Source organism: Litoreibacter halocynthiae (genome assembly GCF_004365635.1).
GTDB lineage: Bacteria > Pseudomonadota > Alphaproteobacteria > Rhodobacterales > Rhodobacteraceae > Litoreibacter > Litoreibacter halocynthiae.
The window spans coordinates 197,662-224,379 of the sequence record NZ_SOBH01000001.1 but is presented as its reverse complement, the minus strand read 5'-3'; the positions used below and the strand labels follow the sequence as shown (position 1 = coordinate 224,379).

24 protein-coding genes and 1 tRNA gene are annotated in these 26,718 nt (G+C 59.9%); 14 read left to right on the top strand and 11 right to left on the bottom strand.

What is annotated here, in order from left to right:
• Positions 1-6: 6 nt before the first annotated feature.
• Entirely contained in the window at positions 7-2,301 is a 2,295-nt protein-coding gene (locus tag BDE40_RS01090) for an NADP-dependent malic enzyme (RefSeq protein ID WP_134012031.1), read from the bottom strand.
• 136 nt (positions 2,302-2,437) lie between these two features.
• On the opposite strand from BDE40_RS01090, the gene BDE40_RS01085 reads away from it, so the two are divergent.
• A complete protein-coding gene (locus BDE40_RS01085) occupies positions 2,438-3,514 on the top strand; it encodes a cupin domain-containing protein (protein ID WP_134012029.1) in 1,077 nt (358 codons plus the stop codon).
• Here BDE40_RS01085 and BDE40_RS18140 read toward each other — a convergent pair whose 3' ends face one another.
• Complete coding sequence (locus BDE40_RS18140) at positions 3,515-3,685, bottom strand: hypothetical protein (RefSeq protein ID WP_162848006.1); 171 nt, start codon at positions 3,683-3,685, stop codon at positions 3,515-3,517.
• A 64-nt stretch (positions 3,686-3,749) separates the two neighbouring features.
• Positions 3,750-4,517, bottom strand: coding sequence for an NAD kinase (locus BDE40_RS01080; RefSeq protein ID WP_134012027.1), 768 nt, complete (start codon positions 4,515-4,517; stop codon positions 3,750-3,752).
• Between the two features lie 184 nt (positions 4,518-4,701).
• Between BDE40_RS01080 and glyA the strand changes: the two genes are divergently transcribed.
• From glyA to BDE40_RS01055, 5 genes are all read left to right on the top strand, one after another.
• On the top strand, positions 4,702-5,997 hold the full coding sequence (gene glyA / locus BDE40_RS01075) for a serine hydroxymethyltransferase (RefSeq protein WP_134012025.1): 1,296 nt from the start codon (positions 4,702-4,704) through the stop codon (positions 5,995-5,997).
• 141 nt (positions 5,998-6,138) lie between these two features.
• On the top strand, positions 6,139-7,008 hold the full coding sequence (locus tag BDE40_RS01070; protein ID WP_134012023.1) for an NAD(P)-dependent oxidoreductase: 870 nt from the start codon (positions 6,139-6,141) through the stop codon (positions 7,006-7,008).
• Positions 7,001-8,509: an aldehyde dehydrogenase family protein gene (locus BDE40_RS01065; RefSeq protein WP_134012021.1), complete on the top strand. Its 1,509-nt coding sequence runs from the start codon at positions 7,001-7,003 to the stop codon at positions 8,507-8,509. The genes BDE40_RS01070 and BDE40_RS01065 overlap by 8 nt, the downstream gene beginning before the upstream one ends.
• 9 nt (positions 8,510-8,518) lie before the next feature.
• Complete coding sequence (locus tag BDE40_RS01060; RefSeq protein WP_134012019.1) at positions 8,519-9,247, top strand: serine O-acetyltransferase; 729 nt, start codon at positions 8,519-8,521, stop codon at positions 9,245-9,247.
• Positions 9,244-10,125, top strand: coding sequence for a VOC family protein (locus tag BDE40_RS01055; RefSeq protein ID WP_134012017.1), 882 nt, complete (start codon positions 9,244-9,246; stop codon positions 10,123-10,125). The genes BDE40_RS01060 and BDE40_RS01055 overlap by 4 nt, the downstream gene beginning before the upstream one ends.
• Before the next feature lie 19 nt (positions 10,126-10,144).
• On the opposite strand, the gene BDE40_RS01050 is transcribed toward BDE40_RS01055, so the two are convergent.
• Positions 10,145-10,792 (bottom strand): TetR/AcrR family transcriptional regulator, encoded by a 648-nt coding sequence (locus BDE40_RS01050; protein WP_073143437.1) that lies wholly within the window; start codon positions 10,790-10,792, stop codon positions 10,145-10,147.
• A 109-nt stretch (positions 10,793-10,901) separates the two neighbouring features.
• On the opposite strand from BDE40_RS01050, the gene BDE40_RS01045 reads away from it, so the two are divergent.
• The 5 genes from BDE40_RS01045 (at position 10,902) to BDE40_RS01025 (ending at position 15,533) form a co-directional block, all read left to right on the top strand.
• Positions 10,902-11,201 (top strand): hypothetical protein, encoded by a 300-nt coding sequence (locus tag BDE40_RS01045; protein WP_134012016.1) that lies wholly within the window; start codon positions 10,902-10,904, stop codon positions 11,199-11,201.
• Positions 11,202-11,274: 73 nt separating this feature from the next.
• Positions 11,275-12,558, top strand: coding sequence for a homoserine dehydrogenase (locus BDE40_RS01040; protein ID WP_134012014.1), 1,284 nt, complete (start codon positions 11,275-11,277; stop codon positions 12,556-12,558).
• A 75-nt stretch (positions 12,559-12,633) separates the two neighbouring features.
• A complete protein-coding gene (gene glpX / locus BDE40_RS01035; RefSeq protein ID WP_134012013.1) occupies positions 12,634-13,602 on the top strand; it encodes a class II fructose-bisphosphatase in 969 nt (322 codons plus the stop codon).
• Positions 13,602-15,356, top strand: coding sequence for a single-stranded-DNA-specific exonuclease RecJ (gene recJ / locus BDE40_RS01030; RefSeq protein WP_134012011.1), 1,755 nt, complete (start codon positions 13,602-13,604; stop codon positions 15,354-15,356). Before glpX ends, recJ begins: the two co-directional genes overlap by 1 nt.
• Before the next feature lie 102 nt (positions 15,357-15,458).
• A tRNA-Glu gene (locus BDE40_RS01025) sits at positions 15,459-15,533 on the top strand.
• Between the two features lie 55 nt (positions 15,534-15,588).
• On the opposite strand, the gene BDE40_RS01020 is transcribed toward BDE40_RS01025, so the two are convergent.
• The 4 genes from BDE40_RS01020 to BDE40_RS01005 form a co-directional block, all read right to left on the bottom strand.
• The gene (locus tag BDE40_RS01020) at positions 15,589-16,707 is read right to left on the bottom strand and encodes a GGDEF domain-containing protein (protein ID WP_134012009.1); all 1,119 of its coding nucleotides are present in this window, start codon (positions 16,705-16,707) and stop codon (positions 15,589-15,591) included.
• Complete coding sequence (locus BDE40_RS01015) at positions 16,704-17,306, bottom strand: heme NO-binding domain-containing protein (RefSeq protein ID WP_134012007.1); 603 nt, start codon at positions 17,304-17,306, stop codon at positions 16,704-16,706. The genes BDE40_RS01020 and BDE40_RS01015 overlap by 4 nt, the downstream gene beginning before the upstream one ends.
• 195 nt (positions 17,307-17,501) lie before the next feature.
• Positions 17,502-19,058 carry a trimethylamine methyltransferase family protein gene (locus tag BDE40_RS01010; RefSeq protein ID WP_134012005.1) on the bottom strand — a complete coding sequence of 519 codons (1,557 nt, stop codon included), beginning with the start codon at positions 19,056-19,058 and terminating at the stop codon, positions 17,502-17,504.
• A gap of 100 nt (positions 19,059-19,158) precedes the next feature.
• Positions 19,159-19,857: an HAD family hydrolase gene (locus BDE40_RS01005; protein ID WP_211342388.1), complete on the bottom strand. Its 699-nt coding sequence runs from the start codon at positions 19,855-19,857 to the stop codon at positions 19,159-19,161.
• A 114-nt stretch (positions 19,858-19,971) separates the two neighbouring features.
• Here BDE40_RS01005 and BDE40_RS01000 point away from each other — a divergent pair, with 114 nt between their 5' ends.
• Both BDE40_RS01000 and BDE40_RS00995 read left to right on the top strand, forming a co-directional pair.
• Positions 19,972-23,154 carry a 4Fe-4S dicluster domain-containing protein gene (locus tag BDE40_RS01000; RefSeq protein ID WP_134012001.1) on the top strand — a complete coding sequence of 1,061 codons (3,183 nt, stop codon included), beginning with the start codon at positions 19,972-19,974 and terminating at the stop codon, positions 23,152-23,154.
• On the top strand, positions 23,151-23,690 hold the full coding sequence (locus BDE40_RS00995; protein ID WP_134011999.1) for an SRPBCC family protein: 540 nt from the start codon (positions 23,151-23,153) through the stop codon (positions 23,688-23,690). The genes BDE40_RS01000 and BDE40_RS00995 overlap by 4 nt, the downstream gene beginning before the upstream one ends.
• Here BDE40_RS00995 and BDE40_RS00990 read toward each other — a convergent pair.
• Genes BDE40_RS00990 through BDE40_RS00980 form a run of 3 tightly spaced genes read right to left on the bottom strand, consistent with a single transcriptional unit; the run spans position 23,677 to position 25,705 of the window.
• A complete protein-coding gene (locus BDE40_RS00990) occupies positions 23,677-24,465 on the bottom strand; it encodes a metal ABC transporter permease (protein ID WP_134011997.1) in 789 nt (262 codons plus the stop codon). The genes BDE40_RS00995 and BDE40_RS00990 overlap by 14 nt on opposite strands.
• On the bottom strand, positions 24,465-25,229 hold the full coding sequence (locus tag BDE40_RS00985) for an ATP-binding cassette domain-containing protein (RefSeq protein ID WP_134011995.1): 765 nt from the start codon (positions 25,227-25,229) through the stop codon (positions 24,465-24,467). The genes BDE40_RS00990 and BDE40_RS00985 overlap by 1 nt, the downstream gene beginning before the upstream one ends.
• The gene (locus BDE40_RS00980) at positions 25,226-25,705 is read right to left on the bottom strand and encodes a transcriptional repressor (protein WP_134011993.1); all 480 of its coding nucleotides are present in this window, start codon (positions 25,703-25,705) and stop codon (positions 25,226-25,228) included. Before BDE40_RS00980 ends, BDE40_RS00985 begins: the two co-directional genes overlap by 4 nt.
• 84 nt (positions 25,706-25,789) lie before the next feature.
• On the opposite strand from BDE40_RS00980, the gene BDE40_RS00975 reads away from it, so the two are divergent.
• Positions 25,790-26,710, top strand: coding sequence for a zinc ABC transporter substrate-binding protein (locus BDE40_RS00975; RefSeq protein WP_134011991.1), 921 nt, complete (start codon positions 25,790-25,792; stop codon positions 26,708-26,710).
• Positions 26,711-26,718 lie beyond the last annotated feature (8 nt).

Below are 26,718 nucleotides of genomic sequence, written 5' to 3'. Positions count from 1 at the left end.
ATCACCTCATCCGTAGTGGGCGACGGGCGTGCCGGCGATGGCCGACATGTTCAGCAACCCCCGCGCGGTAATCGACGGGGTGACGATATGCGCCTTGTTGCCCATGCCCATCAGGATCGGGCCGACCTCAAGCCCGCCTGCCTTCATTTTCAAGATGTTGCGAACCCCCGATGCCGCGTCTGTATTGGCAAAGACCAACACGTTAGCCGCACCTTCAAAACGGCTCTCAGGCATGATGCGCGCGCGCAATTCCTGATCCAGCGCCGCATCGGTATGCATCTCACCCTCATAAGCGAAGTCACGCGGCGTGGAGTCGAGAATATCAAGCGCCCCGCGCATCCGTTGGCCCGTAATGCTGTCAAGATTGCCAAATTGCGAATTGGAACAGAGCGCGATTTTTGGTGTCACACCGAAGCGGCGCACATGGCGGGCGGCGGCGATAACGGTTTCGGCAATTTGCTCCGCTGTAGGCTCGGCATGCACATGGGTGTCTGCAACAAAAAGCGGGCCGTCTTCAAGGATCATCAAAGAAAGCGCACCGACCGGATGCAATTCCTTCCCTCCCAAGACCTGCGTGACGTAATTGAGATGCCACAGGAACTGCCCGAACGTGCCGCAAATCAGGCTGTCTGCCTCTCCGCGATGCACCATCACCGCGCCGATGGCGGTGGTGTTGGTGCGCATGATCGCACGCGCCAGATCGGGTGTTACACCCCGACGCGCCATGATCGCGTGGTAGGTCTGCCAATAGTCGCGGTAACGCGGATCGTCGTTGGGGTTCACCAGCTCGAAATCGCGACCCGGCTTGATTGATAGTCCAGCCCGCTCGGCACGACGCTCGATCACCTCAGGGCGACCGACGAGGATCGGCTTGTCGGTCGTATCCTCCAGCATCGCATTGGCGGCGCGCAGCACGCGCTCGCTCTCGCCTTCGGTAAAGACGATCTTCCGCGTCACAGTGCGGGCGGCCTCGAACACAGGGCGCATGATCATGGCGGATTTGAAGACAGAACCATCGAGCTCCGCCTTGTAGCTTTCAAGATCTTCCAACGGGCGCTTCGCCACACCGCTCTCCATCGCAGCCTTGGCCACGGCGGAAGCCACCACACCAATCAAACGCGGGTCAAATGGTTTGGGAATCAGGTAATCTGCGCCAAAGGTCAGTTGCTCGCCTTGATACGCGGCGGCAGCCTCGGCAGAGGTGGTGGCGCGTGCAAGAGCCGCGATGCCTTCGACGCAGCCGATTTTCATCTCGTCATTGATCGTGGTCGCACCCACATCCAGCGCCCCACGGAAGATGAACGGAAAGCAAAGCACGTTGTTCACTTGGTTCGGATAGTCGCTGCGCCCCGTGGCAATGATTGCATCGGGGGCGACCTTGCGGGCGTCGTCCGGCATGATTTCCGGCGTCGGGTTGGCCAGCGCGAAAATGATCGGCGTTGAGGCCATTTTTGCGACCATTTCGGGTTTCAACACACCCGGCCCCGACAAGCCAAGGAACAGGTCCGCACCTTCGATCACCTCATCGAGGCTGCGCAAGTCGGATTTTTGCGCGAAGTCGGCTTTCTGCGGTGTCATCTCCTCGGTGCGGCCCTCATAGACCAACCCCGCGATGTCGCAGAGCCAAACATTCTCGCGCTTTACACCCAGCTTCAACAGCATGTTGAGGCAAGCGATGCCCGCAGCGCCACCGCCGGTGGAGACGATCTTGATGTCCTCGAATTTCTTTCCTGCAACCCGCAGCGCGTTGGTTGCCGCAGCACCTACAACAATCGCGGTGCCGTGCTGGTCGTCGTGAAAGACGGGGATATCCATGCGCTCACGGCAAATATCCTCAACGATAAAGCAGTCAGGGGCCTTGATATCCTCAAGGTTAATCGCGCCGAAAGTCGGGCCGAGCGCGCACACGATTTCGGCCAGCTTCTCGGGGTCTTTCTCGTCCAGCTCGATATCGAAACAGTCGATATTGGCAAATTTCTTGAACAACACCGCCTTGCCTTCCATCACCGGTTTGGAAGCGAGCGCACCGATATTGCCAAGACCAAGGACCGCAGTACCATTGGTGACCACGCCGACAAGATTGCCGCGGGAGGTATAGTCGCGGGCCGTGTCAGGTTCGGCCTTGATCTCAAGGCAGGCCTCGGCAACGCCGGGGGAATAAGCACGCGACAAGTCACGCCCGTTGGCCAACGGCTTGGTCGCTCGGATTTCCAGCTTCCCGGGTTTGGGATAACGGTGATAGTCCAAGGCAGCCTGACGAAGCGACTGTTGGCGGTCTTTTTCGGTACGCTCGTCTGACATGGCAATTCTCCTAGAATAAATTAGTTTAATGTTAAACTATTTCGCATTTTGCCCGTTATGTGACGCAAAACGTAGCGTAAGGCAAGTGTTGCATATTGCATTCTCTCCGCCCACTCTGCGCTAAAACGGGGGGATCATGCCAGACATCATTGCGGAAATTCGCCTACCTACGCAGAAACTGCGTGATGACATTCAATTTTTCACCAAGATTCTGGGTATGCGGATGGACATGATCTTTCCAGCTGATGACCCCACCGTTGCGGTGTTTTCCGGATACGGATTACGGCTGCGCATCGAACGGGGCGTGCCGGACCCTGCGGGCACATTGCGCATCCTGACCGACGACCCAGACGGGTTCGCCGACGGGCAGCGTGACTTGGTTGCGCCAAACGGCACACGGATCGAAATCGCAGAGCTCAATCCGCCACTTGTCATGCCGGAAACGCAGCACGCATTTGTCGTGCGACGTCTTGCCGATCAGGCCCCATGGGTCATCGGTCGGGCGGGAATGCAGTATCGTGATCTGATCCCCGACCGCCTTGGCGGCTCGATCATCGCGTCGCATATCCGCATTCCAGACGGAGGGCCGGTGCCGGACATGGTACATTATCACACGGTCGGGTTTCAGCTGATTTTCTGTTATCGCGGTTGGGTGGATTTGGTCTACGAGGATCAGGGCGAGCCCTTCCGGCTGCACGCGGGCAACTGCGTGATCCAGCCGCCGGAAATCCGGCATCGGGTGTTATATGCGTCTGAAAATATTGAAGTTATAGAGATCGGCGTTCCAGCTGAACATGTCACGACAATTGACCATGAGATGGAACTGCCAAACGGCCCAGCCAATCCCAACCGCGACTTTCAGGGGCAAAAATTCGTGCATCACAAAGCCGAAGACGCAACTTGGCAACCGTTCCGAATGGGTGGCTTCACCTGCCGCGATACCACGATTGCGCAAAACACCCGCAATGTTGCGGGCGTTCAGGTTGTGAAGAAAGACGGCGTTGCCGATTGGTCCAGCCACGACGCCGATATTCTGTTCACATTTGTAATGGACGGCACGATGGTCCTGCACGGCGAGGGCAAGAAGTCCTACGCGCTGGAAGCGGGCGATGCGTTTGTAATTCCACCGGGCATGAAGACCAAATACGCCGACGCGTCCGATGATCTTGAGCTTTTGGAAGTGTCATTGCCGGGCGTCTTCAAAACGCACTAATCATGCTTGGTTTGGCACGTCGCGCGCGCGGAGTTCTTTCAACCGCTTTTCGGCCTCTTCCATCGTCAGATCGTCGCTAAACGGCATTTCATGTAGAATCGCCAATTCACGCAATTCATACCGCTGCGCATCGTTCATAAGGGCGGGATCGGATGTTTTGTTCTGTGTCACTGGAAACCTCCTGATGGTGTTGCGTTCAGAGGTTAACGACTTTCGAAGCGCGAAGTTCCCGAAATCAGGCAAATTGTTCGCGGATCAAACGTTCCTCAAGCCCGTGACCGGGATCGAAAAGGATGCGGTGGGTCACTCTAGGCTCGGAGGTGATTTCAACCGATACGACATTTCCAGCAGACCGCCCGTCAGCGTCAGCCATGACAGGGCGCTTCTTCGGCTGCAGCACATCGAAACGCACCTTTGCGGATTTCGGCAACAATGCACCGCGCCAGCGGCGTGGGCGGAATGCGGACATAGCCGTTAGGGCCAAAACCTCTGACCCGATGGGTAAAATAGGTCCGTGAGCCGAGTAGTTATAAGCGGTCGAGCCTGCGGGAGTAGAGACCAGCGCCCCGTCGCAAACCAGCTCTTCCAGCCGCTCGCGCCCGTCAACGAAAATTCTCAACTTGGCCGCTTGGGAGCCTGCGCGCAGCAAAGATACCTCGTTAATGGCCAACGCCTCGTGGACAGTCCCGTCTTCGCGAATGGCCTTCATACGCAGCGGATTTATGTCCTCCTCGACGGCCTCGGCCAGCCGATCCCGCAATTTGGGTTCGTGGTATTCGTTCATCAAAAACCCGACGGTGCCGCAGTTCATCCCATAGACCGGCGTGTCGAGATGTTGGGTCGCATGCAGCGTTTGCAGCATGAAACCGTCACCGCCCAAGGCCACGATGACTCCTGCCTCTTCCAAAGGTGTATCGCCATAGCTGTCGACCATGGCAGCGCGGGCTTCACAGGCCACATCCGTGTCCGAAGCCAGAAAAGATATTTTGTTAACGTCGAGCATCTAAGGGCAAGTTTCCAAGTCTTTCCAAGACCTTCGCGTGGGAAAGCAGGAAACACAAGTACATCATCGGCAACAGCAGGACGCAAGAGAGCGCAAGCGTGTCGCTTTGACCGCTTCCGATCCTGATAAAATCCCCCTAAAAGGCGCACAATTCTTGCGCTGCCTCTTAGGGAAGGAAAACCCAATGAACGCCACTCACCGTGATGACGGCTTTTTCACCGAAAGCCTCGAGACCCGCGACGCCGAACTGTTCGGCGCCATCACCAAAGAGCTGGGCCGCCAGCGCGACGAGATCGAGCTGATCGCCTCCGAAAACATCGTGAGCCGTGCGGTCATGGAAGCCCAAGGCTCCGTGCTGACCAACAAATACGCCGAAGGCTATCCCGGTCGCCGTTACTATGGCGGGTGCCAATATGTTGATATCGCCGAAAATTTGGCGATTGATCGTGCGAAAGAACTGTTCGGCTGCGAGTTTGCCAATGTGCAGCCGAACTCCGGCTCGCAGGCGAACCAAGGCGTGTTTCAGGCGCTGATCAAACCCGGCGACACCATTCTGGGCATGTCGTTGGATGCAGGCGGCCACCTGACCCACGGCGCGAAGCCGAACCAGTCGGGCAAGTGGTTCAACCCGATCCAATACGGCGTGCGCGCTGACACGCTGGAACTGGACTACGACCAGGTTGAAGCGCTGGCGCTGGAGCACAAACCACAGCTGATCATCGCCGGTGGCTCCGCCATTCCGCGTCAGATCAACTTCGCCAAAATGCGCGAGATTGCCGACAAGGTCGGCGCGTTCCTGCTGGTGGATATGGCACATTTCGCGGGCCTCGTGGCTGGTGGTCAGCACCCCTCCCCGTTCCCGCACGCGCATGTGGCGACGACCACGACGCACAAGACCCTGCGCGGGCCACGCGGCGGCATGATCCTGACCAATGACGAGGCAATCGCGAAAAAAGTGAACTCCGCGATCTTCCCCGGCATCCAAGGCGGGCCGCTGATGCATGTGATCGCTGGCAAGGCCGTGGCCTTTGGCGAGGCGCTGCGCCCCGAGTTTAAAGAGTACCAAAAGCAGGTCGTGCTTAACGCGCAAGCTATGGCGGACCAATTGATCAAAGGCGGCTTGGACATCGTCACAGGCGGAACCGACACCCATGTGATGCTTGTCGACCTGCGTCCAAAGAACGTGAAGGGCAACGCGACCGAGAAAGCCTTGGGCCGCGCTTACATCACCTGCAACAAGAACGGCATCCCGTTCGATGACGAAAAGCCGACGATCACCTCCGGTATCCGCCTCGGCTCCCCTGCGGGAACCACGCGCGGCTTCATGGAGGCCGAGTTCCGCCAGATCGCCGATCTGATTGTGGAAGTGGTCGACGGTCTCGCAGCGAATGGCGAAGAAGGCAACGCCGCCGTGGAAGAGGCCGTGAAGGCCAAGGTGCTGGATTTATGCGGCAAGTTCCCGATCTATCCCGAGCTTTAAGCAACACGACAAAAGTTAAAAAAGGCCTTCGGATCGGAGGCCTTTTTTTTCGGGGTGAAGCAACTCGAAACACCGTCATTTCACGCCCGCGCCGAATAGTGCATGGTTCCCGCGACTCATTTGCAGGGAAGGGGAACGGCCATGCATATCGGCCTGATTGGATGCGGAAACATGGGCGGCGGCATGGGTGCGCAATTGCTTGCCAACGGGCGCAGCCTGACCTGCTATGACCCGAACCCCGACACCCGCGCCAAAATGGCAGAGTTGGGTGCAGACATTGCTGCCTCACCCACCGCACTCGCCCGCGTTGCGGACATCATCATCCTGTCCCTGCCCAAAGCGTCTGTGGTTGACGCCGTCATGCGCGATATGCTGCCTGACATTCAGGACGGGGCAATCGTTCTGGATACCTCCACGTCAGAGCCGGTCACCTCGCAAGCAATGGCCAAATTGGGCGACGCGCAGGGATTCTCTTTCGTCGACGGCCCCGTCAGTGGCGGGCCTACCGCAGCCAATAGCGGAACGATGACCATGCTTTTGGGCGGCTCTCTCGATGCAATCGCGCGACTGCGGCCCACTCTGGAAATTCTGACCGCCAAAACCGTGACCGTTGGCGGCTCCGGTGCGGGTCATGCCGCAAAGATCGCAAACAACATGCTCTGCGCCGCCAACCTTGTGTTGGTCGGTGAAGCCGTGCGCTTGGGCAAGGCCGCGGGCGTTGATCCGGAATACCTGCTGGAAGGGATCAATGCAGGATCAGGGCGTAGCGGCGTGAGTGAGGTGAACTTCCCGAAATGGGTCCTGAACGACGCGTTCGATTCAGGCTTCACCATGGGATTGATGCGCAAGGATGTGGGCCTTGCGCTTGATCTGGCGAAGGCGAGCGATGTCGATATCTCCGGCTTTTCCGGCATCGCTGATATTTGGCTGAACGCATCGCGCGATGTGCCGAACAGCGCGGATTTCAACGAGATTGTAAAGTTCGACGGGAAGGAGGCCCAGGATGTCTGATCGTACACAAAAGTTACTGGGAGCAATGGCGGCGCTTGGCCTCGGCGACAGACCGCAAAGCATCATCGGCGGAAAGCTCGTTGACGGCGCAGGTGCGGATGTGGCGTTGGTGGACCCGTTCACTGAACAGGTTTTGCTAACCTACAAGGACGCAGATACCGCGCTGGCGATTAAAGCCTGCGACGCCGCGCAAAAGGCGCAACCTGAGTGGGCCAAGGACATTTCAGCCGCGGCGCGCGGTCAGGTCATGCAGGATATTTCGCGGGCCGTTTTCGCGAATGTCGAACCGCTGGCCACCATCGAGGCAATCGTCGCAGGCAAACCCATCCGCGACTGCCGCATCGAGGTCGCCAAAGTGGCGGAGATGTTCGCCTATTACGCGGGCTGGGCAGACAAACTGCATGGCGAGGTCATTCCCGTACCGTCGGGCCACCTAAACTACACGCTGCGCGAGCCGCTCGGGGTGGTGTTCCAGATTACGCCTTGGAACGCGCCGATCTTCACCGCAGGCTGGCAAATCGCTCCTGCCATCGCCACCGGCAATGGGGTGGTCATTAAACCCAGCGAACTGACTCCGATTACCACAGTGGCCCTTGTGAAGCTGGCCGAGGAAGCGGGGCTTCCACATGGGCTTGTGAACGTGTTGAGCGGGCTTGGCCCGACGACCGGGCAAGCGGCGATTGAACATATGGCGGTGCGCAAGGTGGTCTTTGTGGGCTCCCCCGAAACGGGCCGTCGCGTTGCCATGGCCGCCGCTGCCGCCCTGAAACCAGCCGTGCTGGAACTGGGCGGTAAGTCCGCCAACATCGTGTTTGACGACGCCAATCTGGAACATGCCTGTCTTGGCGCACAGGCGGCTATCTTCTCGGGCGCGGGGCAAAGCTGCGTGGCGGGATCACGGCTGCTGGTTCAGAAATCAATCCACGATGAACTGGTCGAAATGCTCTCGACTGGCATGAAAAACATCAAGCTAGGCGACCCGCTGGACGAGAACACCGAGATCGGCCCGATCAGCAATGCCCGCCAATTCAAGCATGTCACCGGCATGATTGATCAGGCCGCCAGCGCGGGCGCGTCGGTGCTGACTCGCTCCGACACACTTACGAAAGGGTATTTTGTGCCTCCAACAGTCCTGCGCGGTTTGCCGAACAGCTCAAAAACCGCGCAGGAAGAGATTTTCGGGCCAGTCGTCACCGCCATACCGTTCGAGGATGAGGCGGACGCCATCGCGCTGGCCAACGACACCTCGTTCGGGCTGGCAGGGGCCGTTTGGACCTCCGACGTGGGCCGCGCCCACCGTATGGCGGAGGCCGTTCGCGCAGGTACATTCTGGATCAACAGCTACAAAGCGATCCATGTTTCGTCACCCTTTGGCGGCTCGTTGAATTCGGGTTTCGGGCGATCAAGCGGCACGGATGCGTTGATGGAATACACCTCCGCCAAAAGCGTCTGGCTTGACAGCGCCCCGAAACCAAGGATCGCCTTTGGCTATGTGTCTTGAGGATTCCCGATGAAACTGGTTGATGACGTCCGCGCTGTTCTGGAAGCCTCCCCCGAGGTGGCGGCAATCCTTGGGCTTGGCCCGTTCGAAGGGTTTCACGACCTGGCAGGTGGATTGTTGTCCAGCCTGTGCAAAACCCCTGCACTTAACCAAGCCGTGACGGAAGCCTACCGCGACAATGCGCTTGCAGAGATGACGGCCTATGACATCACCGAGACGGCCCGCCGCAACTTCGAGCCCGGCGGAGCGGCATCCGCTCTGCTGTTCTCGCGCGGGGTGCAGGCGATCATGGGGCACCGCGTGGCGCACAAGTATTGGGTCGATGGCAACACGACTATGGCACTGGCCCTGAAAGCCGCGTTCGGGCGTGCGTTTTCTACCGATATCCACCCCGCAGCGCAGATCGGCGCGGGTCTATGGCTCGACCACGGATTGGGGTTTGTGGTGGGGGAAACGTCGATCATCGAGGAAGATGTCTCGATCTGGCACAACGTCACCCTTGGTAGCACATTAACCAACAGCGGTCCGCGCAGGCATCCGCATATCGGGACCGGTGCGGTCATCGGGGCGGGTGCGATATTGCTGGGCAATATCAAGATCGGGGCCCATGCCAATATCGCCGCAGGTGCCGTTGTCGTCCAAGACGTCGCGCAAAATGCGCTTGTTGTGGGGGCCAAAGCGACCGTGCGGGGCGACGCTCAAGTAAGCTTCGTCGAACGCGAGGGGACACGAAAATGAACGCATCTTTCGGCATCGACCACCCGCTTCTGGCAACCAAGGACATCAACGCCTTGCGCGACCGCCTTATCTCGCTTGGCTTCAACATGACCGCCATCGGCAAACATCCATGGGGGACAAGCACAAGTCTGGCCATGTTCAACGGGTGTCTGGTCGAGATCATGGGCATCTATGACGACACCCTGCTAGATGAAATTCCCGCCGGGCATTTCCGTTTCGGGCGGCATGTTTACGAACACTTACAACAACGCGAAGGCGTGGCGTTGTCGGCCCTGCATAGCACCGACACGGTGAAAGATGCGCTGACCGCAGAACACGCAGGTTTCACCGTCGCAGGGCATTTGGAATTCGGGCGCGATGTCACCCTTCCCGACGGAACCGCGGGGCGGACAAAAACCACCCTTGCCTTGCTGCCAGATGCGCAGTTCCCGAGGCTCTCATTTTTTCTGTGCCAGCAACACCGCCCCGATTTGATCTATGTGCCGGAGTGGCTCAAGCATCCAAATAGCGTGAGCGGTATTTGTGGCGTGAACATTCTGGCGGAGACCTCGTTTCACGCAGACCTGAAGGCCCGTTTCGGTGGATTGTATACAGGGCTCGCGGAACTCAAAGGTGGGTTCGAGTTCCAGACCGCCAACGGCACCCTGCGGGTGATGACTGCTGACGCGTTTGAGCGGGAGATTGGGCCGTTGCCGAACGATCTGGCGCAAGAAACCCTGCCTTGTATTGCCGGAATGGATTTGACCATGCGCGATCCGGATATGCTGCTAAAGTTCCTCAACATATCAAAGCTCGGCTATCGCTCAATCCGCAACGGCTTTGCGTTAACTGACCCAGCCTTGACGGCAAATACGCTCCTGAGATTTCTGTCAAACTAGGCGCCGGAAGCGCCTTTAATTACTCGGCTGCCGCGGCGGCTTGCTCCGCCTCTAGCTTGCGTTGCCGTTCTTTCCAGCGTGGCATTCGGACCGCTTTGCCTGCCATGTCGGAATAGATCGCCTCGACCCGCGCCAAAGACAGGCGACCATCGGGCTTATACCAGCTGGTCACCCCGTTCAGCATGGCAATCAGCGCCAGCGTGGTTAGCTTGGTGTCGTCCACATCAAACACACCCTCGTCCTGTCCCTGCTTGAGGATGGATTCGAGCGCGTCCTCATATTGACGGCGCATATTCTCTAGCGTTTTGAAGTTGTCAGGCTCCAGATTGCGCAGCTCCATGTAGGAGATAAACACCTGCTCGGGGCGCTCAAGATGAAAGCGGATGTGGAACCGCGAAAAAGCTTCAAGGTGCTGAACCGGACCTTCCGGCTTTTCCTCTGCGCTCCACGCATCCAATACTTCTTGCATATGGTCGCGCAACAAATCGAACAGCAGCGACTGTTTGTCAGGTGTGTAAAGGTAAAGCGCGCCGGCCTGAACGCCAACCTCCGCCGCGATTTGCCTCATGGAGACGGCGGCGAAGCCATGCGCGGCAAACAGCTTTAGCGCCGCCGCGCGAACGCGGGGACCGGTGATGTCGGAGTGTGAACCGATTTTACGTGCCATACCCGCATGCTATCTGAACACGTGTTCAGATCAACCCTATATGTGGCGCTGGACGGCCCTGCCCCTGCCCCCTATTGTGCGCCGGAGAAATCACACCGGATCGGGCCTCATGCGCTGCACCCCACTTTTCATAGCTTTTGTGCTGCTATCTGCCTGCACCGCGAACCTGCCGTCCATTGATGACACCATCAGTCAAGAGGCGCGCGACGCCGATTATCCAGCCTTGCAGCCCCTCCCGGAACTGATTTCCCGCGCCTCCGCAGGAAGTACCATCGAAGTGCAGACCGAAGCGCTTGCCGTCCGTGTCGCCCGCCTGAAAGCCCGCGCCCGCGCCTTGAAAGGCCGTAGCATCATCGACGGCGCGACACGGTTGAGGCTGTTGAACGCGGTCAAGGATCGCCCTGCATAAGCTTCCCCGCATTGCACCCTCACACGATACGCGCTAACGAGCGCGCAACACCTTATTTTGACGGAGCACCCCTATGTCTGACCCCCTTCGCCTTGGCATCGCAGGACTGGGCACCGTGGGCGTGGGCGTCGTGCGCATCATCCGCCAGAAAGCCGCCCAACTAGAGGCGCGAACAGGCCGCAAGATTGAAATCTCCGCCGTATCCGCCCGCTCCCAGAAAGACCGCGGCGTGCCGCTGGACGACTATGCGTGGGAAGACGATCCGGTGAAACTGGCAACCCGCGACGACGTGGACGTGTTCGTGGAACTCATGGGCGGCGCCACCGGCCCCGCCAAGGACGCCACCGAGGCCGCGTTGAAAGCGGGCAAGGACGTGGTGACGGCCAACAAGGCCATGCTGGCGGAACACGGCCAAGAGCTGGCGCTGCTGGCCGAAGGCGAGGACCGCGTGTTGCGCTTCGAGGCAGCGGTCGCAGGCGGCATCCCCGTCATCAAGGCACTGACCGAAGGGCTGGCAGGCAACGACATTACCCGCGTGATGGGGGTGATGAACGGCTCGTGCAACTACATTCTGACCCGCATGGAAAACGCCAACCTCACCTATCAGGAGGCCTTCGATGAGGCCGACGGGCTGGGCTATCTGGAAGCCGATCCCGAACTTGACGTGGGCGGCATCGACGCGGCGCACAAGCTGGCGCTGCTGGCGGCGATTTCGTTCGGAACGCAGGTCAAATTCGACGGCGTGCAACTGGAGGGCATCGGCTGCGTCAGCATCGAAGACATCCACCAAGCCGCCGACATGGGCTACAAGATCAAGCTGCTGGGCACCGCCCAGATGACGGGACGCGGGCTGGTGCAATCCATGACGCCGTGCCTTGTCCCCGCGACCTCCCCTCTTGGACAGCTTGAAGGCGGCACCAACATGGTCGTCCTGGAAGGCGACCATGTGGGCCAGATCGTGCTACGCGGTGCAGGCGCTGGCGAAGGCCCCACCGCCTCCGCCGTGCTGTCCGACATCATCGACATTGCGCGCGGTTTGCGTCTGCCGACCTTCGGCCAGCCCGCCGACACACTGAAAACCGCGCCCTCCGCCAATTCCGGAACGCCCGCGCCGTACTACCTGCGCATGACGCTGCACGACAAACCGGGTGCGCTGGCGAAAGTCGCCACCTGTCTTGGCGATGCAGGCGTGTCGATCCACCGGATGCGCCAATATGACCATCTCGACGACAAGGCCCCCGTGCTGATCGTGACCCACACAACCTCGCGCGACGCGCTGGATGCGGCGCTGGCGAAGTTGCCGAAAACCGGCGTTCTGGCCTCGGACCCCGTCGCCCTGCGTATCGAAGAGGTCTAAGGCACCGCCTGCCGTCCTTGATCCCCGAACCCGCCCCCGCTAAACGGGATGCAACTGCCATTTAAGGATTTTCCCATGACCGTCTCCACCGACCAGTTTCAGGACCGCATGTTGTCCCTCGGGCTCGCCCGCGTCTCCGAGGCCGCCGCATTGGCCTCCGCCAAGCTGATCGGGCGTGGTGACGAAAAAGCCGCCGACCAAGCCGCTGTCAACGCCATGCGCGAGCAGCTGAACTTGCTGGATATCGCCGGCGTCGTGGTCATCGGCGAGGGCGAGCGTGACGAGGCCCCGATGCTGTTCATCGGTGAAGAAGTCGGCACAGGCAACGGCCCCGGCGTGGACATCGCGCTCGACCCGCTGGAAGGCACCACGCTGACCGCAAAGGACATGCCCAACGCGCTGACCGTGATTGCCATGGGGCCGCGCGGCTCCATGCTGCACGCGCCGGACGTCTATATGGACAAGCTGGCGATCGGGCCGGGATATCCAACCGACACAGTAACGCTGGACATGTCGGTGAAAGAGCGTGTGGCTGCACTGGCCAAGGCCAAGGGCTGCAAGGCGGACGACATCACCGTCTGCGTACTGGAGCGCCCGCGTCACGAGCAGATCATCGCGGATATCCGCTCCACCGGTGCTGCAATCCGCCTGATCACCGACGGCGACGTCGCAGGCGTGATGCACTGCGCCGAGGCCGCGACGACCGGCATCGATATGTATATGGGCGAAGGCGGCGCGCCCGAAGGGGTGCTGGCGGCGGCGGCGCTGAAATGCATGGGCGGGCAGATGTATGGCCGCTTGCTTTTCCGCAATGATGACGAACGTGGCCGCGCGGCCAAGGCGGGCATCACCGATCTGGACAAGATCTACAACCGCGACGAGATGGTCACCAATGACGTGATTTTTGCCGCAACCGGCGTGACCGACGGGTCGATCCTGAAGGGCATCCGCCGAGAAGTCGGCTACCTGACCGCCGAGACGATCCTTATGCGGTCCAAAACCGGCTCTGTGCGTCGCATGACGTATCGCAACCCGATCAGCTAATGACGCAAGCTTTCCTTGGCGTAGAAACTTCTCTGACAGGGCGCCGCTGGGTCGGCTTGTCGGTGGAGCAAGACCGCCATGCGGAAGCCATGGCCCAGCAAACCGAACTGCCCCGCCCCCTTTGCGCCACGCTGGCGCGCTTAGGCGTGCCCGTCGACGCGGCGGAGCGGTACCTCAACCCCGCCCTGCGCGACCTGTTGCCAGACCCGTCGGTATTGAAAGACATGGACATCGCGGCAAATCGCGTGGCCGACGCCGTGCGCAACCGCGAGAAGATCGCCATTTTCGCAGATTATGACGTGGATGGCGGCGCGTCGGCGGCTCTGCTGATCTGCTGGCTGCGCGACATGGGGCTGGCGGCGACACTGTATATCCCCGACCGCATCGACGAGGGCTACGGCCCGAACGCTCCCGCTATGGCAGGCTTGGCGGCAGATCACGACCTGATCCTCTGCGTCGATTGCGGAACGCTGTCCCATGACGCGCTGTCGGCAGCAACTGCTGCGGACGTCGTCGTGCTGGACCACCATTTGGGCGGCGAAACGCTGCCGCCCGCTGTGGCCGTCGTGAACCCCAACCGGCAGGACGAGGACGGCTCGCTCGCACATCTCTGCGCCGCTGGCGTGGTCTTTCTGCTGTTGGTCGCAACCAACAGGGCCATGCGGTCCGAGCGGACCGTGCCCGACCTGATGGCGATTCTGGATTTGGTCGCCTTGGCGACCGTTGCGGACGTCGCACCGCTGGTGGGCGTCAACCGTGCCTTGGTCCGCCAAGGCTTGAAGGTGATGGCCACACGGCAGCGCATCGGCTTGCGCGTGTTGTCGGACGTCGCACGGATGGACACCGCCCCGACCTCCTATCATCTGGGGTTCCTGCTGGGGCCGCGCATCAACGCAGGTGGCCGTATCGGCGCACCCGATTTGGGGGCGCGGCTTCTCTCGACCGATCAGGAACACGAAGCGCAGGCTTTGGCGGAGCGACTGGATACGCTCAACTCCGAACGCCGCGAAATCGAGGCGGCTGTGCGCGAAGCCGCACTGGCACAGGCCGAGGAGCGCGGGCTCAATGCCCCACTGGTCTGGGCGGCGGGCGAAGGCTGGCATCCGGGGGTGGTCGGCATCGTCGCGGCGCGGCTAAAGGAAGCCAGTAACCGCCCCGCCGTGGTGATCGGGTTGGAGGGCGACGAGGGCAAGGGCTCCGCCCGCTCCGTCTCCGGCATCGACCTCGGGGCGCAAATACAAAAGCTGGCGGCCGAGGGTCTTCTGATTAAAGGCGGCGGGCACAAGATGGCGGCGGGTTTGACCGTTGCCCGAGACATGCTTGAACCCGCCATGGCGCGGCTGACCGAGATGATGGAAAAACAGGGCGCGGGGTTGCTAGGACCGTCGGATTTGCGGCTGGACGGGCTCATGATGCCCGCAGCGGCCTCCGTCGAGCTGATCGAATTGATCGAGCAGGCAGGCCCCTTTGGCGCAGGGGCTGCGGGGCCACGGTTTGTCTTCCCCGACCAGAGGATTTTGTTCACCAAACCGGTTGGCGAGGGGCACTTGAAAATCAGCTTTGGCGAAGGCGGGGTCGAGAAGCTGGATGCCATCGCATTCGGCGCATTCAACTCGGCGTTGGGACCAACGCTGGAAGCGCATGCGGGGCGGCGATTCCATTTGGCCGGGCGGGTCGAAATCAACAGCTGGCAGGGACGACGGTCGGCTCAACTTCGTTTGGAAGATGCAGCGCTGGTCGCAGCGCCAGCCTGACAGCCTTACGCTTCGGGCTGCTAAAATTTTTCCACTCCAACGGGGCATTTTCCTCTTGCCAGCGCGCCGCGCCTTGCCTAAATAGCCCCTCACGATCCCGGTGCTCCCTTCGTCTATCGGTTAGGACGTCAGGTTTTCAACCTGAAAAGAGGGGTTCGATTCCCCTAGGGAGTACCACTTTCGTTTCCCCAATATTGAACCCGCCCGTCGGTTAAGCCCACACATGCAGGCTCTAGCTGCGCGCGTCACGTTGTTCGGGATCGAAAACCGTATGACGTGCCCGTCCTCTGTCTTTTGACTTATACAAAGCCTGATCCGCGTCATGCAGCATACGATCCGCTGCCGGAATTTGGTAAAAGCTCGACAATGTCGTCCCTATGCTCGCCGAGATTCGGCACTGGTGGCCGTTATAGGCGATCGGTTCTTCCAAACGTGTGATGATGCGCAATGCGATGCCTTCGAGTATTGTCAGATTCACGCAACCTCGAAAGACGAGCACGAATTCGTCCCCGCCGACCCGCGCAACCAGATCACTGGCGCGGGTTTCGTCTTGCAACACCGCCGAGACACGTTTCAGCACATAGTCCCCTGCGCCATGGCCGAACGTGTCGTTGACCTGCTTGAAATAGTCCAAATCCAGATGCATTAAGCCAAACGGCTCTCCGGACCGTTCCAGCTGATGCAGCAAACTATCCATGCTGCGACGGTTTTGAAGGCCCGTCAGCGTGTCGGTGTAGGCCTGCGTTTCGGCCTCGACCCGCGCGCCTTCCAGACGCGCATTCAACCGTTTGGATTCTTCCAGTGCTACAGACTTGGCCTCTATCAGATACAACATATCTACGGTGGGATCAGCCGGCGCAAAATCCGCACTGCTCAAGCTGTAGCGTTGTACGGCCTCCACCACATTGACCCCAAGCGACAGGTTGATCAGCGCGCCGCTGAACGCGGGTTGCGGGTCAGCCACGGTTTGCGGGTTCGGGCGCAGAACGGGTCGTGCTGCTCCCGATCGGCGCCTGTCAGGAAGCAAAGGATGCTGGGCCGCAAGCGGGACGAACAGCCCCTTCAGGCCAAGCCGGTGTCCTGTACGGAATTTCGTGCGGATCAAACAGCTCCCATGGTTTAGCAAATCGCCAAACTGATGGATATGCATCGGGCGCTTAACCTCGAATAGCTCCAGAAAACGCTGTCCTACAAGGGTTTCATTCGGTCGCAATTTCGCCAGTGTTGGCCCGACAGACAGGACATGGCCCGTGGGTGACACATGAAGATGCATCGGCATCAATGCCCCAAGCGCGCCTGGATCAAACGGCACAGCAGTCGTTGGAACAGACGGAGCCGCGTCATCCTTCATCTGCCGGACTCCTCCGCCACCAAGCCAAAGCCGCGGCCAGTCGCAAAATCGGTCTCGAACAACTCGATCGTTGCGCGCTCGACATCGTCGCTTCCCTGTGTGGACCTTCCAAGGTCCAGCATGACAAGGGTTCCAAAATCGTCAGCCATCGCACGCAGTATGCCAAGCAGAACTGCCCCGAACCTGTGATGTTCAGATTTCACCAACACGCTAAACGAAGAGCCTGAATGCGCCTCCACTTCGAGTTCGGGAAGGTCCAGTTCCGGCAAAGCCAGCTTCACACGGTCATGGAGTTCATCAAGAGACAGCACAAACTCCTCGAAGGTTGCGCCTCCGAAGCGCAGCAATCTGCGCACGGCCTCCATCCGCTGATGTGTGACCAGATATGCGCCGACATCTTCGGACACCTGCGCAGGTGTTTTGTCCAAATGATTGGAAAGCGCCAGTAGAACATCATCCAAATGATGATCCGGGTAGAACAGCATCGCCTCGTATTCATGAACCTGAACGCCCGCTTCCGCGACCACCTTGTTCCACACCACGTCCCCATAGGTGTCTTGTGAAAAACACTGCAACGCGCGATGAACCAAGCCGTACATAAGATGCCTTTTGCCAAACCTAGAGACAGGTCTGACGCAAAACGATTAAGGAAACGCCAAGGAAACCTTACGAATTCGCTAAAGTGAGCGGGCTTGGATATTCGTTTATGGACGACTTATAGCAATAAGTTGCAATTAACCGGCTTCCGATCTGCAAATCCAAGCACAGCCAACTGGCACATCTTACGCCGAGTTCTAGAAATCCGTCGGCACCCCGCCTTCGGCCTTCCGCCGCGCCACGAAGTCCGCCAACTCGTCGCGAATGGCGATATCCAAAGGCGGGGCCTCGAACTCCTCGATGATGCCTTTATACATCTCATGCGCCCGCTCGGCGGTCCAGACCCCGCCATTCAGCTCCCACGCCTCGTAGTTCGACCAGTCGGAGATCAGCGGCGAATAGAACGCATCCTCATACCGGTCCTGCGTGTGCTGGCAGCCGAAGTAATGCCCGTTGGGGCCAACCTCGCGGATGGCCTCCACGGCGATATCCTCCGGCGTGGTCGCATAGGTGGCAGGCTCCATATAACGCTGGATTTGCTGGATCACGTCGCAATCCATGACGAACTTCTCGGGGCTCGCGATCAGCCCGCCCTCCAGCCAGCCAGCCGCGTGGTAGACCACGTTCGTGCCAGATTGCACGGCGGCCCAAAGGGAATTCGACGTCTCCCACATCGCCTGCCCGTCCGGCACATTCGCGGCGCACACGCCGGACGAGCGGATCGGCAAACCATAAAACCGCCCCATCTGCCCCGTCATCTGCGTCGCGCGCATATATTCCGGCGTCCCGAACGCAGGTGCGCCGGTTTTCATGTCCACGTTGGAGGTGAACGTCCCGATGGCACAAGGGGCGCCCGGATTGATGACTTGCAGCAGCACAATCGCCGCCAACCCTTCGGCCAGCGAAAGCGTGACCGCCCCCGACATGGTCACGGGCGCCATGGCCCCCGCCAAGGTAAAGGGCGTGACGATCACCGGCTGGTTGCGCCGCGCATGGATCATCGCGCCCTCAAGCATCGGGAAGTCGTGCTTCAAGGGCGAGACCGAGTTGATGTTGGTATACATATGCGGCTTGGCGTCGAACTCCTCGCGCGTCATGCCCCCCGCGATGCGCACCATCTCCATCACGTCCTCCACCCGCTCCTTGCCCAGTGAATAGGCGTGAACCACCTTGTCCGTCAGGGTCAGCTTCTCAAACAGGCAGTCGAGATGTCGTTCGCGGGCGTGAATGTCGATGGGCTCTACCGGATAGCCGCCCGCAAAATGGATGCAATTGAAGAACTGGGTGAGCTTGATGAACTCCTTGTACCCCTCGAAATCGCCGGTGCGCTTGCCGCGTTTCAGATCCCACATATTCGGCGGAGAGGACACGTTGCCGAACAGAATATGCTTGCCCCCCATCGGGATCGCACGGTTGGGGTTGCGCGGGGTGATGGTGAACTCCGCTGGCGCATGGCCCAGCATCTCCATCACGAAATCCTCGTCCATCCGCACGTTGGTGCCGTCGACCTTGCAGCCCGCGCCTTTCAGAATCTCGCACGCGTCAGGGTTCAGGAATTCAATGCCGATCTCGGACAGTATGCGCATCGCACCTTTGTGGATGGCGTGAACGCCGTCTTCGTCCAATGGCTCGGTAGGTTTGTCCACATTAACAGGAATGCGCCACGGCATCTGCTCCGGCAGCTTGGAGGTCGTGCGTCTGGCGTTCCCCGCACGGCCACCGCCGCGCTTACGTTTGCTGGGTTCATCTGCCATGTCGCTGTGACCTCCGGTGTTAGCTGCCTCCCCAGCTTGCACCGCGCCCCAAGGGCAGGTTTGGCAGTTACCGACCGGTTACGTCGCTTTTGGCGCAAGGCTACCGCGCGGCCAACCAGTGCGGAATATCGGCAATGCTGTCCAAAACGACATCCGCATGCGGCTCCAGATCAGCGCGGCTTGCGGGGCCGGTCAGCACGCCCACGCAAATCATTCCCGCGTTGCGGCCGGCGTGAAGGTCATGGGTGCTGTCGCCAACCATCGCCACCTCCGACGGGGCAAATCCGCAATGGTCCGAGAACGCCAGAAGCATCTCCGGCGCGGGCTTTCCGCCAAAGCCGGAATCAAATCCCAAAATGCGCGCGAACCGCGTCTCGACCCCCAAAGCGCGCATATGTGCATGCGCAGAGCTTTCGGCGTCGTTCGTCGCAATCCCCAACGGCAGCCCCATGGCATCGAACCGGTCAAACAGCTCGGGCAAGGCACACGGGGTCACCAATTCGGCCTGCGCCGCTTTCTCATTGCCATATTCCAGCAAGGCCTGCCGCTCCCAATGCGGAACGAAAGGCAGCAACAGATCAATCACCATATCTGCGGTATCGGCAATCACCGGACTGTCGGGGTGGAAGGTTCTGGTCGCCGCATCGAATCCGGCCGCATCCGCCATGCGCGCACTCAGTCCCACATCGCCCTGCGCCAAATCGTCAAAGAATCCGGCAGCCCATTGGCCCCAAGTCGCGTCGAAATCCAGTAACGTGCCATCCTTGTCGAACAGCAAGCCTTTGATCTGCCCTGTCATATCCAGCCCGTTCCTCTCTTGACCCGCTATGAATGCTCCGTGACACTGACGAGTATGAGCAACGAGAACAAGCGCTATGCGCCGCGTGCCGGCAGAACTTTAAAGCAGCCCTGAATGACAAAACTCTTCTCCTACCGCAATCGCCCCGTCCATCTGGGACCCTATCCCTTGGAAAAGCTGGAGCGGGTAGATAGTGCCGCTTTGGATCATGTGCCCGAGATGGCGCATGTCAGCTTTCGGCGGCCTGAAGACCCTTTGAGCATCGTCAACGCGATGCAAGAGTATCAGGCCATGCTCGACGCCACCCGCGAGGGGCTGGTCAAAAAGGAACTGGCCGAGATACCGGACGACCTGACGGAGCGGGCCAACCACCTCAAGGCGTTCGGCTACTATTGCGACGCCTCCATGGTCGGCACCTGCGAGATACCGCGCGAGGCTTGGTTGGACACCCCACTGGTCAACCCCGATGTGGACCGATTGGCCGACAAGCTGCGCACCTTGCAACCCAAAACCTTGGCCGCTGGCATCGACGTCATCATGGCGGGCCTGCGCGAGAGCATGCGCGCCCCGCCGCAGGCTTGCGAACACCATACCCACGCGTTGGTGTTCCTCTACGACATGCCCCGCGACCCCGACGCGGAGGAGGTCGGGTGCGACTGGATCATCGATGCCCAAGACCACCGCACCTGCCTGCGCGGGATGGAGACGGCCGTGACCCTCGCTTCCTACATCCGTACGTTGGGCTTCGATGCGCGGGCGCATTCCATGGCCGCGAGCGACGTGCATCTGGGCAAGCTGGCCGTGGCGTCGGGCCTGAACCATGCGGACGGCGCAAATCCGTTTCTGGGCAACCGCTACGGATTGGCCGTGGTCACCACGACGTTGGCGATGTCTGCGGACCGGCCCTTGGCACCAAATGCCAAGCCCGGCCTGTCATGGGCAGTCGGTCTTTCCGGCCATACGAAAAGCAGACGCAAAGCCGACGCTTTTCAGACACGCAAATTCCGCGACGGCCTGCACCCGTTCGAGACCCTGAAACGGGTTGAAGACCCGACCACCTATATCGACAAGCCCAACGTCGCCCGCGTCCCGAAACGCGCCAATCTGTTCGCGCGGGGCCTGTTCGGTGACATGGGCAAAACGGTTCAGGAGGCCACCAAAAACGGCAACTATGTCCGCAAGTCGGCGGCGGCTTTCGCCTTCCGCCCCTCCCTTGGCGCCTTCGTTCTTCTGCAAGACGGCGAGGCCGCCGAGGCCCACGAGTCCACGCAAGACCCCGACCGCAACGCCGCCAACATCAAGGCTGCGCTCTACTGGCTGGGGGTAGATGCCGTTGGCCTAAGCGCCTGTCCCGACTGGGTTTATTACAGCCACGACGCAGCAGGTCAGCCGATCACACCCTACCATTCCAACGCGATTTCCATGATTATCGACCAGGGCCACGAGACCATGGAAGGCGCTTCCGGCGACGACTGGATTGCCTGCGCCCAATCCATGCGGGCCTACCTGCGGTTCTCGCTGCTGGGCGGTGTGCTGGCCGAACACCTCCGCCGCCTCGGCTACACCGCCCGCGTCCATTCGGTGATGGATGACGAGGTGCTGCACCCGCCCCTGTTGCTTTTGTCCGGCTTGGGCGAGGTCTCCCGCATTGGCGAGGTCATCCTGAACCCCTTCCTAGGCCCCCGCCTTAAGTCCGGCGTGGTCACCACCAACATGCCGCTAACCCACGATAAACCAATAGATTTTGGCCTTCAAACCTTCTGCGAAGCCTGCAATAAATGCGCCCGCGAATGCCCCTCTGGTGCGATCACCGCAGGCCCGAAACTGATGTTCAACGGCTACGAGATATGGAAGTCCGACAGCCAGAAATGCACGACCTACCGCGTCGCCCAAAAGAACGGCGCGATGTGCGGGCGCTGCATGAAAACCTGCCCGTGGAACCTTGAGGGGCTGTTCTCGGAAGCGCCCTTCCGCAAGCTGGCCATGACCGTACCAAAAGCCGCCAAGGCCTTGGCAAAGCTGGATGATTTGGCAGGACAAGGCGAAATAAACCCCGTCAAAAAGTGGTGGTGGGATCTTGAAATGGTCGACGACGGGGCCTACCGCCCCTCCGCCCATCCGGTGAACGCACGCGGACTGCAAAAGGGTTTGGACCTGCGTTACGAGGACCAAACACTGGCCGTCTACCCCGCCCCTTTGGCCCCGCCGCCCTATGCCTACCCCTACCCGATGGACCGCGAGGCCGGGATCGCGGCTTACAAGGCAATGATCCCCGCCTCCGAGCATAAAGCCCGTCGCGCCAAGGGGTTAGCGCCCGAGCATATCTACACCGCCGACCAGCAAGACAGCCCCGTCATGGGCGCGGTGATCTCAAAGGTCGAGCATATGACCGACACAGTGACGAAATACGAGTTCGCCATGCCCGACGGCTCTGACATGCCTCCCGTGGAGGCAGGCGCACATATCGACGTTGTCGTCGCCCCCGAATTCCTGCGCCAATACTCCCTGTCCGGCGACCCCGCCGACCGCTCCCGCTACCAGATCGCGGTACTGCGCGAGGATCACGGGCGGGGCGGTTCGCGCTTGTTGCACCGGATATTCGAGGAAGGCCGGCGGGTGCATATTTCCAAGCCGATCAACCACTTCCCGCTACATGAAGATGCGTCGTTCACCTACCTGATGGGTGGCGGCATCGGGGTGACCCCGATGATCGCCATGGCCCACAGGCTACACGCCGTCGGCGCCGAGTTCGCGTTGCACTACTCCTGCTCAACGCGGGCAGGCGCAGGATTTCTTGAGCATTTATCGAAGATGCCGTGGGCGAAGAATGTCCACTACCACTTCTCCGATGAAGGATCGCGCTGCGACCTTGCCGCGACACTGAAACACCGCGACGGCGCGCATGTCTACACCTGTGGGCCGGAAGTTTACATGGCCTCGGTGATGGAAACGGCAGAGGCGAACGGCTTCCCGGAGGAGGCGCGGCATCTGGAATTTTTCTCGGTTCCCGAGCAGCCGGATTACGTGAACCACGATTTCGTTTTGCGATTGGCCAAATCCGGACGCGACATCGCTGTCCGCAAAGACGAGGCCGCGACCGACGCCCTTCTGCGAGAGGGGGTGCATGTGGATGTCAAATGCTCTGACGGGCTATGCGGCGTGTGCAAATGCGGTTTGATTTCCGGAGAGGTCGAGCACCGTGACTTTGTGCTTTCCAACTCGGATCGCACGACATCCTTGATCTTGTGCCAATCCCGCGCGGCTCAGAAGGATGGTTTGTTGGAGATTGACCTGTGACACGCATGACAGGCGAGGTGTTTATCGCGCTGCCTCAAGAACAGGTCTACCGCCGCTATACGGATGCACGACTGACTGCCGCCAATGCGTCCACCCGGACCGAAGTGACATTCACCAATCTCGTGGATGACGGGCCCGGCACGCAGGCGGTTTGGATGTTTATCTACCCTGAACTGAAGACCGAAATGATCGAAACCGTGATCGAAGTCGATGCGCCGCACCGCATGGCGAGCCATCTGCAAATCACCCGCGTGCTTCCTTTGGCACCCGATGAGATGACGCAGGGTGTCATGCCTGCCTTGGCCTATGACATGCGCGACGATTACAGCCCGATCTTCGGCAAACTCCCCGCCGAGGGTGTTCTGGAAGCCACCTTCACCCCTGAAGGGGATGGCACGACGTTGCGCGTCACAACCGAGATGCGACTTGGCGGATGGTCGCGCATTTCGGGATGGTTCATGAGCCGCTCGAAACGGCCTCCGTTGCAGGCGGAGCTTGAAGATTTTCGCGACTGGATGGAAGCTAATCCCGAATGAGGCTGAACAGGCTCGTCAGTGCAAACACCGCCGCTGCGACGCACACTATGGTCGGGCCGGCAGGCGTGTCGAAAGCATAAGCCAGTTGTAGCCCCCCAATTGCGGATGCCGCGCCAATGCCTGCGGCGATTGCGGCCATGCGTTCCGGCGTTTGGGACAACGGTCTCGCGGCGGCGGCAGGGATGATCAACAACGCAGCAATCAGTAGCACGCCCACGACCTTGATTGCGACAGCAACCACCACAGCCAGTGCAATCGTCAAAATCAGCTGCTCCCGTTTCGGATCAATGCCGCTGGCATGTGCCAGATCAGGGCTGACCGTGGCGGTAAGAAGTTGCTGCCAACGCCATCCGACCAGCGCCAGAACCAGAAGCGCCCCCCCCCAGATCACGGCCAGATCGACACGACCAACTGCAAGGATATCCCCGAAAAGATAGGCCATGAGGTCGATGCGGACACCCTCAAGGAAAGAAACGGCAACCAATCCGAAAGCAATGGCCGAATGCGCCAAGACACCAAGCAACGTGTCCATCGCATAGCCACGTCCTGACAAAGTTGACACTGTCGTCGCCATGATCAGCGCCACGACCAGAACCCCCGCAAATACGGACATGTTGAAACTCAGCGCCAACGCCACGCCAAGGATCGAAGCGTGGGCCGTCGCGTCACCGAAATAGGCCATGCGCCGCCATACGACGAAGCACCCCAAGGGTGCTGCGGCCAAGGCCACGCCAAGACCCGCCAGCGCGGCCCTTACAAGAAAACTATCGAGCATCAGTCGGCGGCCTCGTTAACAGGATCGTGGGTATGGTCGTGGTCGCACCCGTCGCCATGGGCGTGATCATGATCGTGGCGATACAATGCCAACGCCCCGCCTGTGCCGGTCCCGAACAACGCACGGTATTCGGGGGCAGAGGCGACGACATCGGGCTTGCCTTCGCAACAGACATGACCGTTCAGGCAGATCACGCGGTCGGAGGCGCTCATCACAACGTGCAGCTCATGGCTGATCATCAGGACGGCGCAGTTCAGCTCGTCCCGCACCTTCTCGATATGGCGGTAAAACGCGGCGGAGCCGGGTTGGTCTAAACCTTGAGTGGCTTCGTCCAACAGCAACAATTGCGGCTTGTGAAGCAAGGCGCGTGCAAGCAGCACCCGTTGAAACTGTCCGCCGGACAGGAGCGACATCTGTCGCGGACCAAGGTCATAGACACCGGCTCGCTGCAATGCCTGCGCAGCTTCCGCATCGATTATTTTTAGAGGCAAGCTCAGGAACCGCCTCACGGTCATGGGGAGAGTCGGGTCGATATGCAGCTTTTGCGGCACGTAGCCGATGCGCAATCCTGAAGCGCGATTGATTTGCCCCGACGCGGGCTTCAACGCCCCAATCAACGCACGCAGCAGCGAGGACTTGCCAGAGCCGTTTGGCCCAACAATGGTGACAATCTCGCCGGGTGCGATGCTCAGATTGACGTCATCGAGCACCTTTTGAGCCCCATAGCTCAGGTTCACGTCTTGGAACTCTACCAGAGCGTTCATTCGGAATTGCCCTGACAATTCGGGCACACGCCTTCTGCCTCCAAAACCGTGCGTTCTATGGTGAACCCAGTTTCTTCTGCGGCCTTCCCAAGTCGTCCTCCTGCCGGTGCCGTCGCGGTCTCGGCGACCGCATCGCAGCTGCGGCAAATCAAGAAAGCGGCAGCATGGGCGTCACCCGGATGGGAGCACGCGATGAAAGCGTTCAAGCGCTCGATCTTGTGGGCAAACCCGTATTTCACCAGGAAATCCAGCGCGCGGTAGGCAACGGGTGGCTGAGACCCCATGCCTTCTTCGCGCAAAACGTCCAGAATTTCATAGGCCCCGATTGCGCGGTGCCTTTCCAGCAGAATTTCCAACACACGCTTGCGGACAGGGGTGAATTGCAGCCCCTCATCGGCGCAGGTCTGCGCAACCGCTGCAACACCGCCTGAAATGCAACTGGAATGATCATGATGCTTGAAACCGAGCGATTCCATGGGGACTCCTGAAACATGGGGTTGATGTGTTATAAAGTAACGTTTATCAAAGCGCGATATGTTATACAATCACATAGGTGACCTATGCTGCGCCCCGCTCTTGCTTCCCTTCTTCTTTCGCTCCCGCAAGTTGCTCTTGCCGAGACCCCTCGCGTCGTCACTGACATTGCCCCCATCCATTCCCTCGTCGCGCAGGTTATGGGGGATTTGGGCACGCCGGAATTGCTTGTCACGGCCAACGCCTCTCCGCACAGTTTCTCCCTAAGGCCATCTCAAGCTGGTGCATTGGAGCAAGCGCAAGCCGTGTTCTGGGTCGGCGGCGGCTTGACGCCATGGCTCGAACCGCTTCTGGACCGTATTGCACCGAATGCCAAAGACATTGAACTTTTGCACCTGCCCGAAACCGAAACTCTGGAATTTCGCACCGATGCCGCCTTCGAGGCCGATGGGCATGACCACGGCGATCATGATGGCCATGACGATCATGACGCTCATTCCGATGTTGACCCGCACGCATGGTTAGACCCGGATAACGCGGCGGTTTGGCTTTCAATCATCGCGTCTGAACTTTCCGTCCTCGATCCTGAGAACGCAGATAAATATGCAGCGAATGCGCAACGCGCCGAGGCCGACCTTCACGCGTCAACGGTCGAAATCGAGCGCATTCTGGCTCCGGCCAAAGGGAAAACATTCATCGTCTTCCACGACGCTTTTCATTACTTCGAAGCGCGTTTTGATGTCGAAGCCAGCGCAGCGATTTCGCTTGGAGATGCAACTGCGCCCGGTCCGGCTCGGGTTGAACACATCCAAGAATTGGTGCGCGAAAAGGGTGTATCCTGCGCGTTCTCTGAACCGCAGTTTTCGGAAGGGCTGGTGGCGACTGTGCTAGAAGGTACAGATGCCCGCGTCGCTGTTTTGGACCCGCTGGGGTCAACGCTTACAATCGGACAGTCGCTTTACACCGCAATGTTGCTCGGCATGGCGAAGGCAATCGCAGAATGCTAAACGCAGAC

Bases quoted from the DNA above. Each gene is read 5' to 3' on its own strand.
- BDE40_RS01000 (WP_134012001.1), top strand. From the start codon at position 19,972: ATGACAAAACTCTTCTCCTACCGCAATCGCCCCGTCCATCTGGGACCC.
- BDE40_RS00975 (WP_134011991.1), top strand. From the start codon at position 25,790: ATGCTGCGCCCCGCTCTTGCTTCCCTTCTTCTTTCGCTCCCGCAAGTT.
- BDE40_RS01070 (WP_134012023.1), top strand. From the start codon at position 6,139: ATGCATATCGGCCTGATTGGATGCGGAAACATGGGCGGCGGCATGGGT.
- BDE40_RS01020 (WP_134012009.1), bottom strand. From the start codon at position 16,707: ATGAAGGATGACGCGGCTCCGTCTGTTCCAACGACTGCTGTGCCGTTT.
- recJ (WP_134012011.1), top strand. From the start codon at position 13,602: ATGACGCAAGCTTTCCTTGGCGTAGAAACTTCTCTGACAGGGCGCCGC.
- BDE40_RS01050 (WP_073143437.1), bottom strand. From the start codon at position 10,792: ATGGCACGTAAAATCGGTTCACACTCCGACATCACCGGTCCCCGCGTT.
- BDE40_RS01010 (WP_134012005.1), bottom strand. From the start codon at position 19,058: ATGGCAGATGAACCCAGCAAACGTAAGCGCGGCGGTGGCCGTGCGGGG.
- BDE40_RS01080 (WP_134012027.1), bottom strand. From the start codon at position 4,517: ATGCTCGACGTTAACAAAATATCTTTTCTGGCTTCGGACACGGATGTG.
- BDE40_RS00980 (WP_134011993.1), bottom strand. From the start codon at position 25,705: ATGGAATCGCTCGGTTTCAAGCATCATGATCATTCCAGTTGCATTTCA.
- BDE40_RS01005 (WP_211342388.1), bottom strand. From the start codon at position 19,857: ATGACAGGGCAGATCAAAGGCTTGCTGTTCGACAAGGATGGCACGTTA.
- BDE40_RS01040 (WP_134012014.1), top strand. From the start codon at position 11,275: ATGTCTGACCCCCTTCGCCTTGGCATCGCAGGACTGGGCACCGTGGGC.
- BDE40_RS01055 (WP_134012017.1), top strand. From the start codon at position 9,244: ATGAACGCATCTTTCGGCATCGACCACCCGCTTCTGGCAACCAAGGAC.
- BDE40_RS01060 (WP_134012019.1), top strand. From the start codon at position 8,519: ATGAAACTGGTTGATGACGTCCGCGCTGTTCTGGAAGCCTCCCCCGAG.
- BDE40_RS00985 (WP_134011995.1), bottom strand. From the start codon at position 25,229: ATGAACGCTCTGGTAGAGTTCCAAGACGTGAACCTGAGCTATGGGGCT.
- BDE40_RS01090 (WP_134012031.1), bottom strand. From the start codon at position 2,301: ATGTCAGACGAGCGTACCGAAAAAGACCGCCAACAGTCGCTTCGTCAG.
- BDE40_RS01015 (WP_134012007.1), bottom strand. From the start codon at position 17,306: ATGTACGGCTTGGTTCATCGCGCGTTGCAGTGTTTTTCACAAGACACC.
- BDE40_RS01085 (WP_134012029.1), top strand. From the start codon at position 2,438: ATGCCAGACATCATTGCGGAAATTCGCCTACCTACGCAGAAACTGCGT.
- BDE40_RS01065 (WP_134012021.1), top strand. From the start codon at position 7,001: ATGTCTGATCGTACACAAAAGTTACTGGGAGCAATGGCGGCGCTTGGC.
- BDE40_RS01045 (WP_134012016.1), top strand. From the start codon at position 10,902: ATGCGCTGCACCCCACTTTTCATAGCTTTTGTGCTGCTATCTGCCTGC.
- BDE40_RS00990 (WP_134011997.1), bottom strand. From the start codon at position 24,465: ATGCTCGATAGTTTTCTTGTAAGGGCCGCGCTGGCGGGTCTTGGCGTG.
- glyA (WP_134012025.1), top strand. From the start codon at position 4,702: ATGAACGCCACTCACCGTGATGACGGCTTTTTCACCGAAAGCCTCGAG.
- glpX (WP_134012013.1), top strand. From the start codon at position 12,634: ATGACCGTCTCCACCGACCAGTTTCAGGACCGCATGTTGTCCCTCGGG.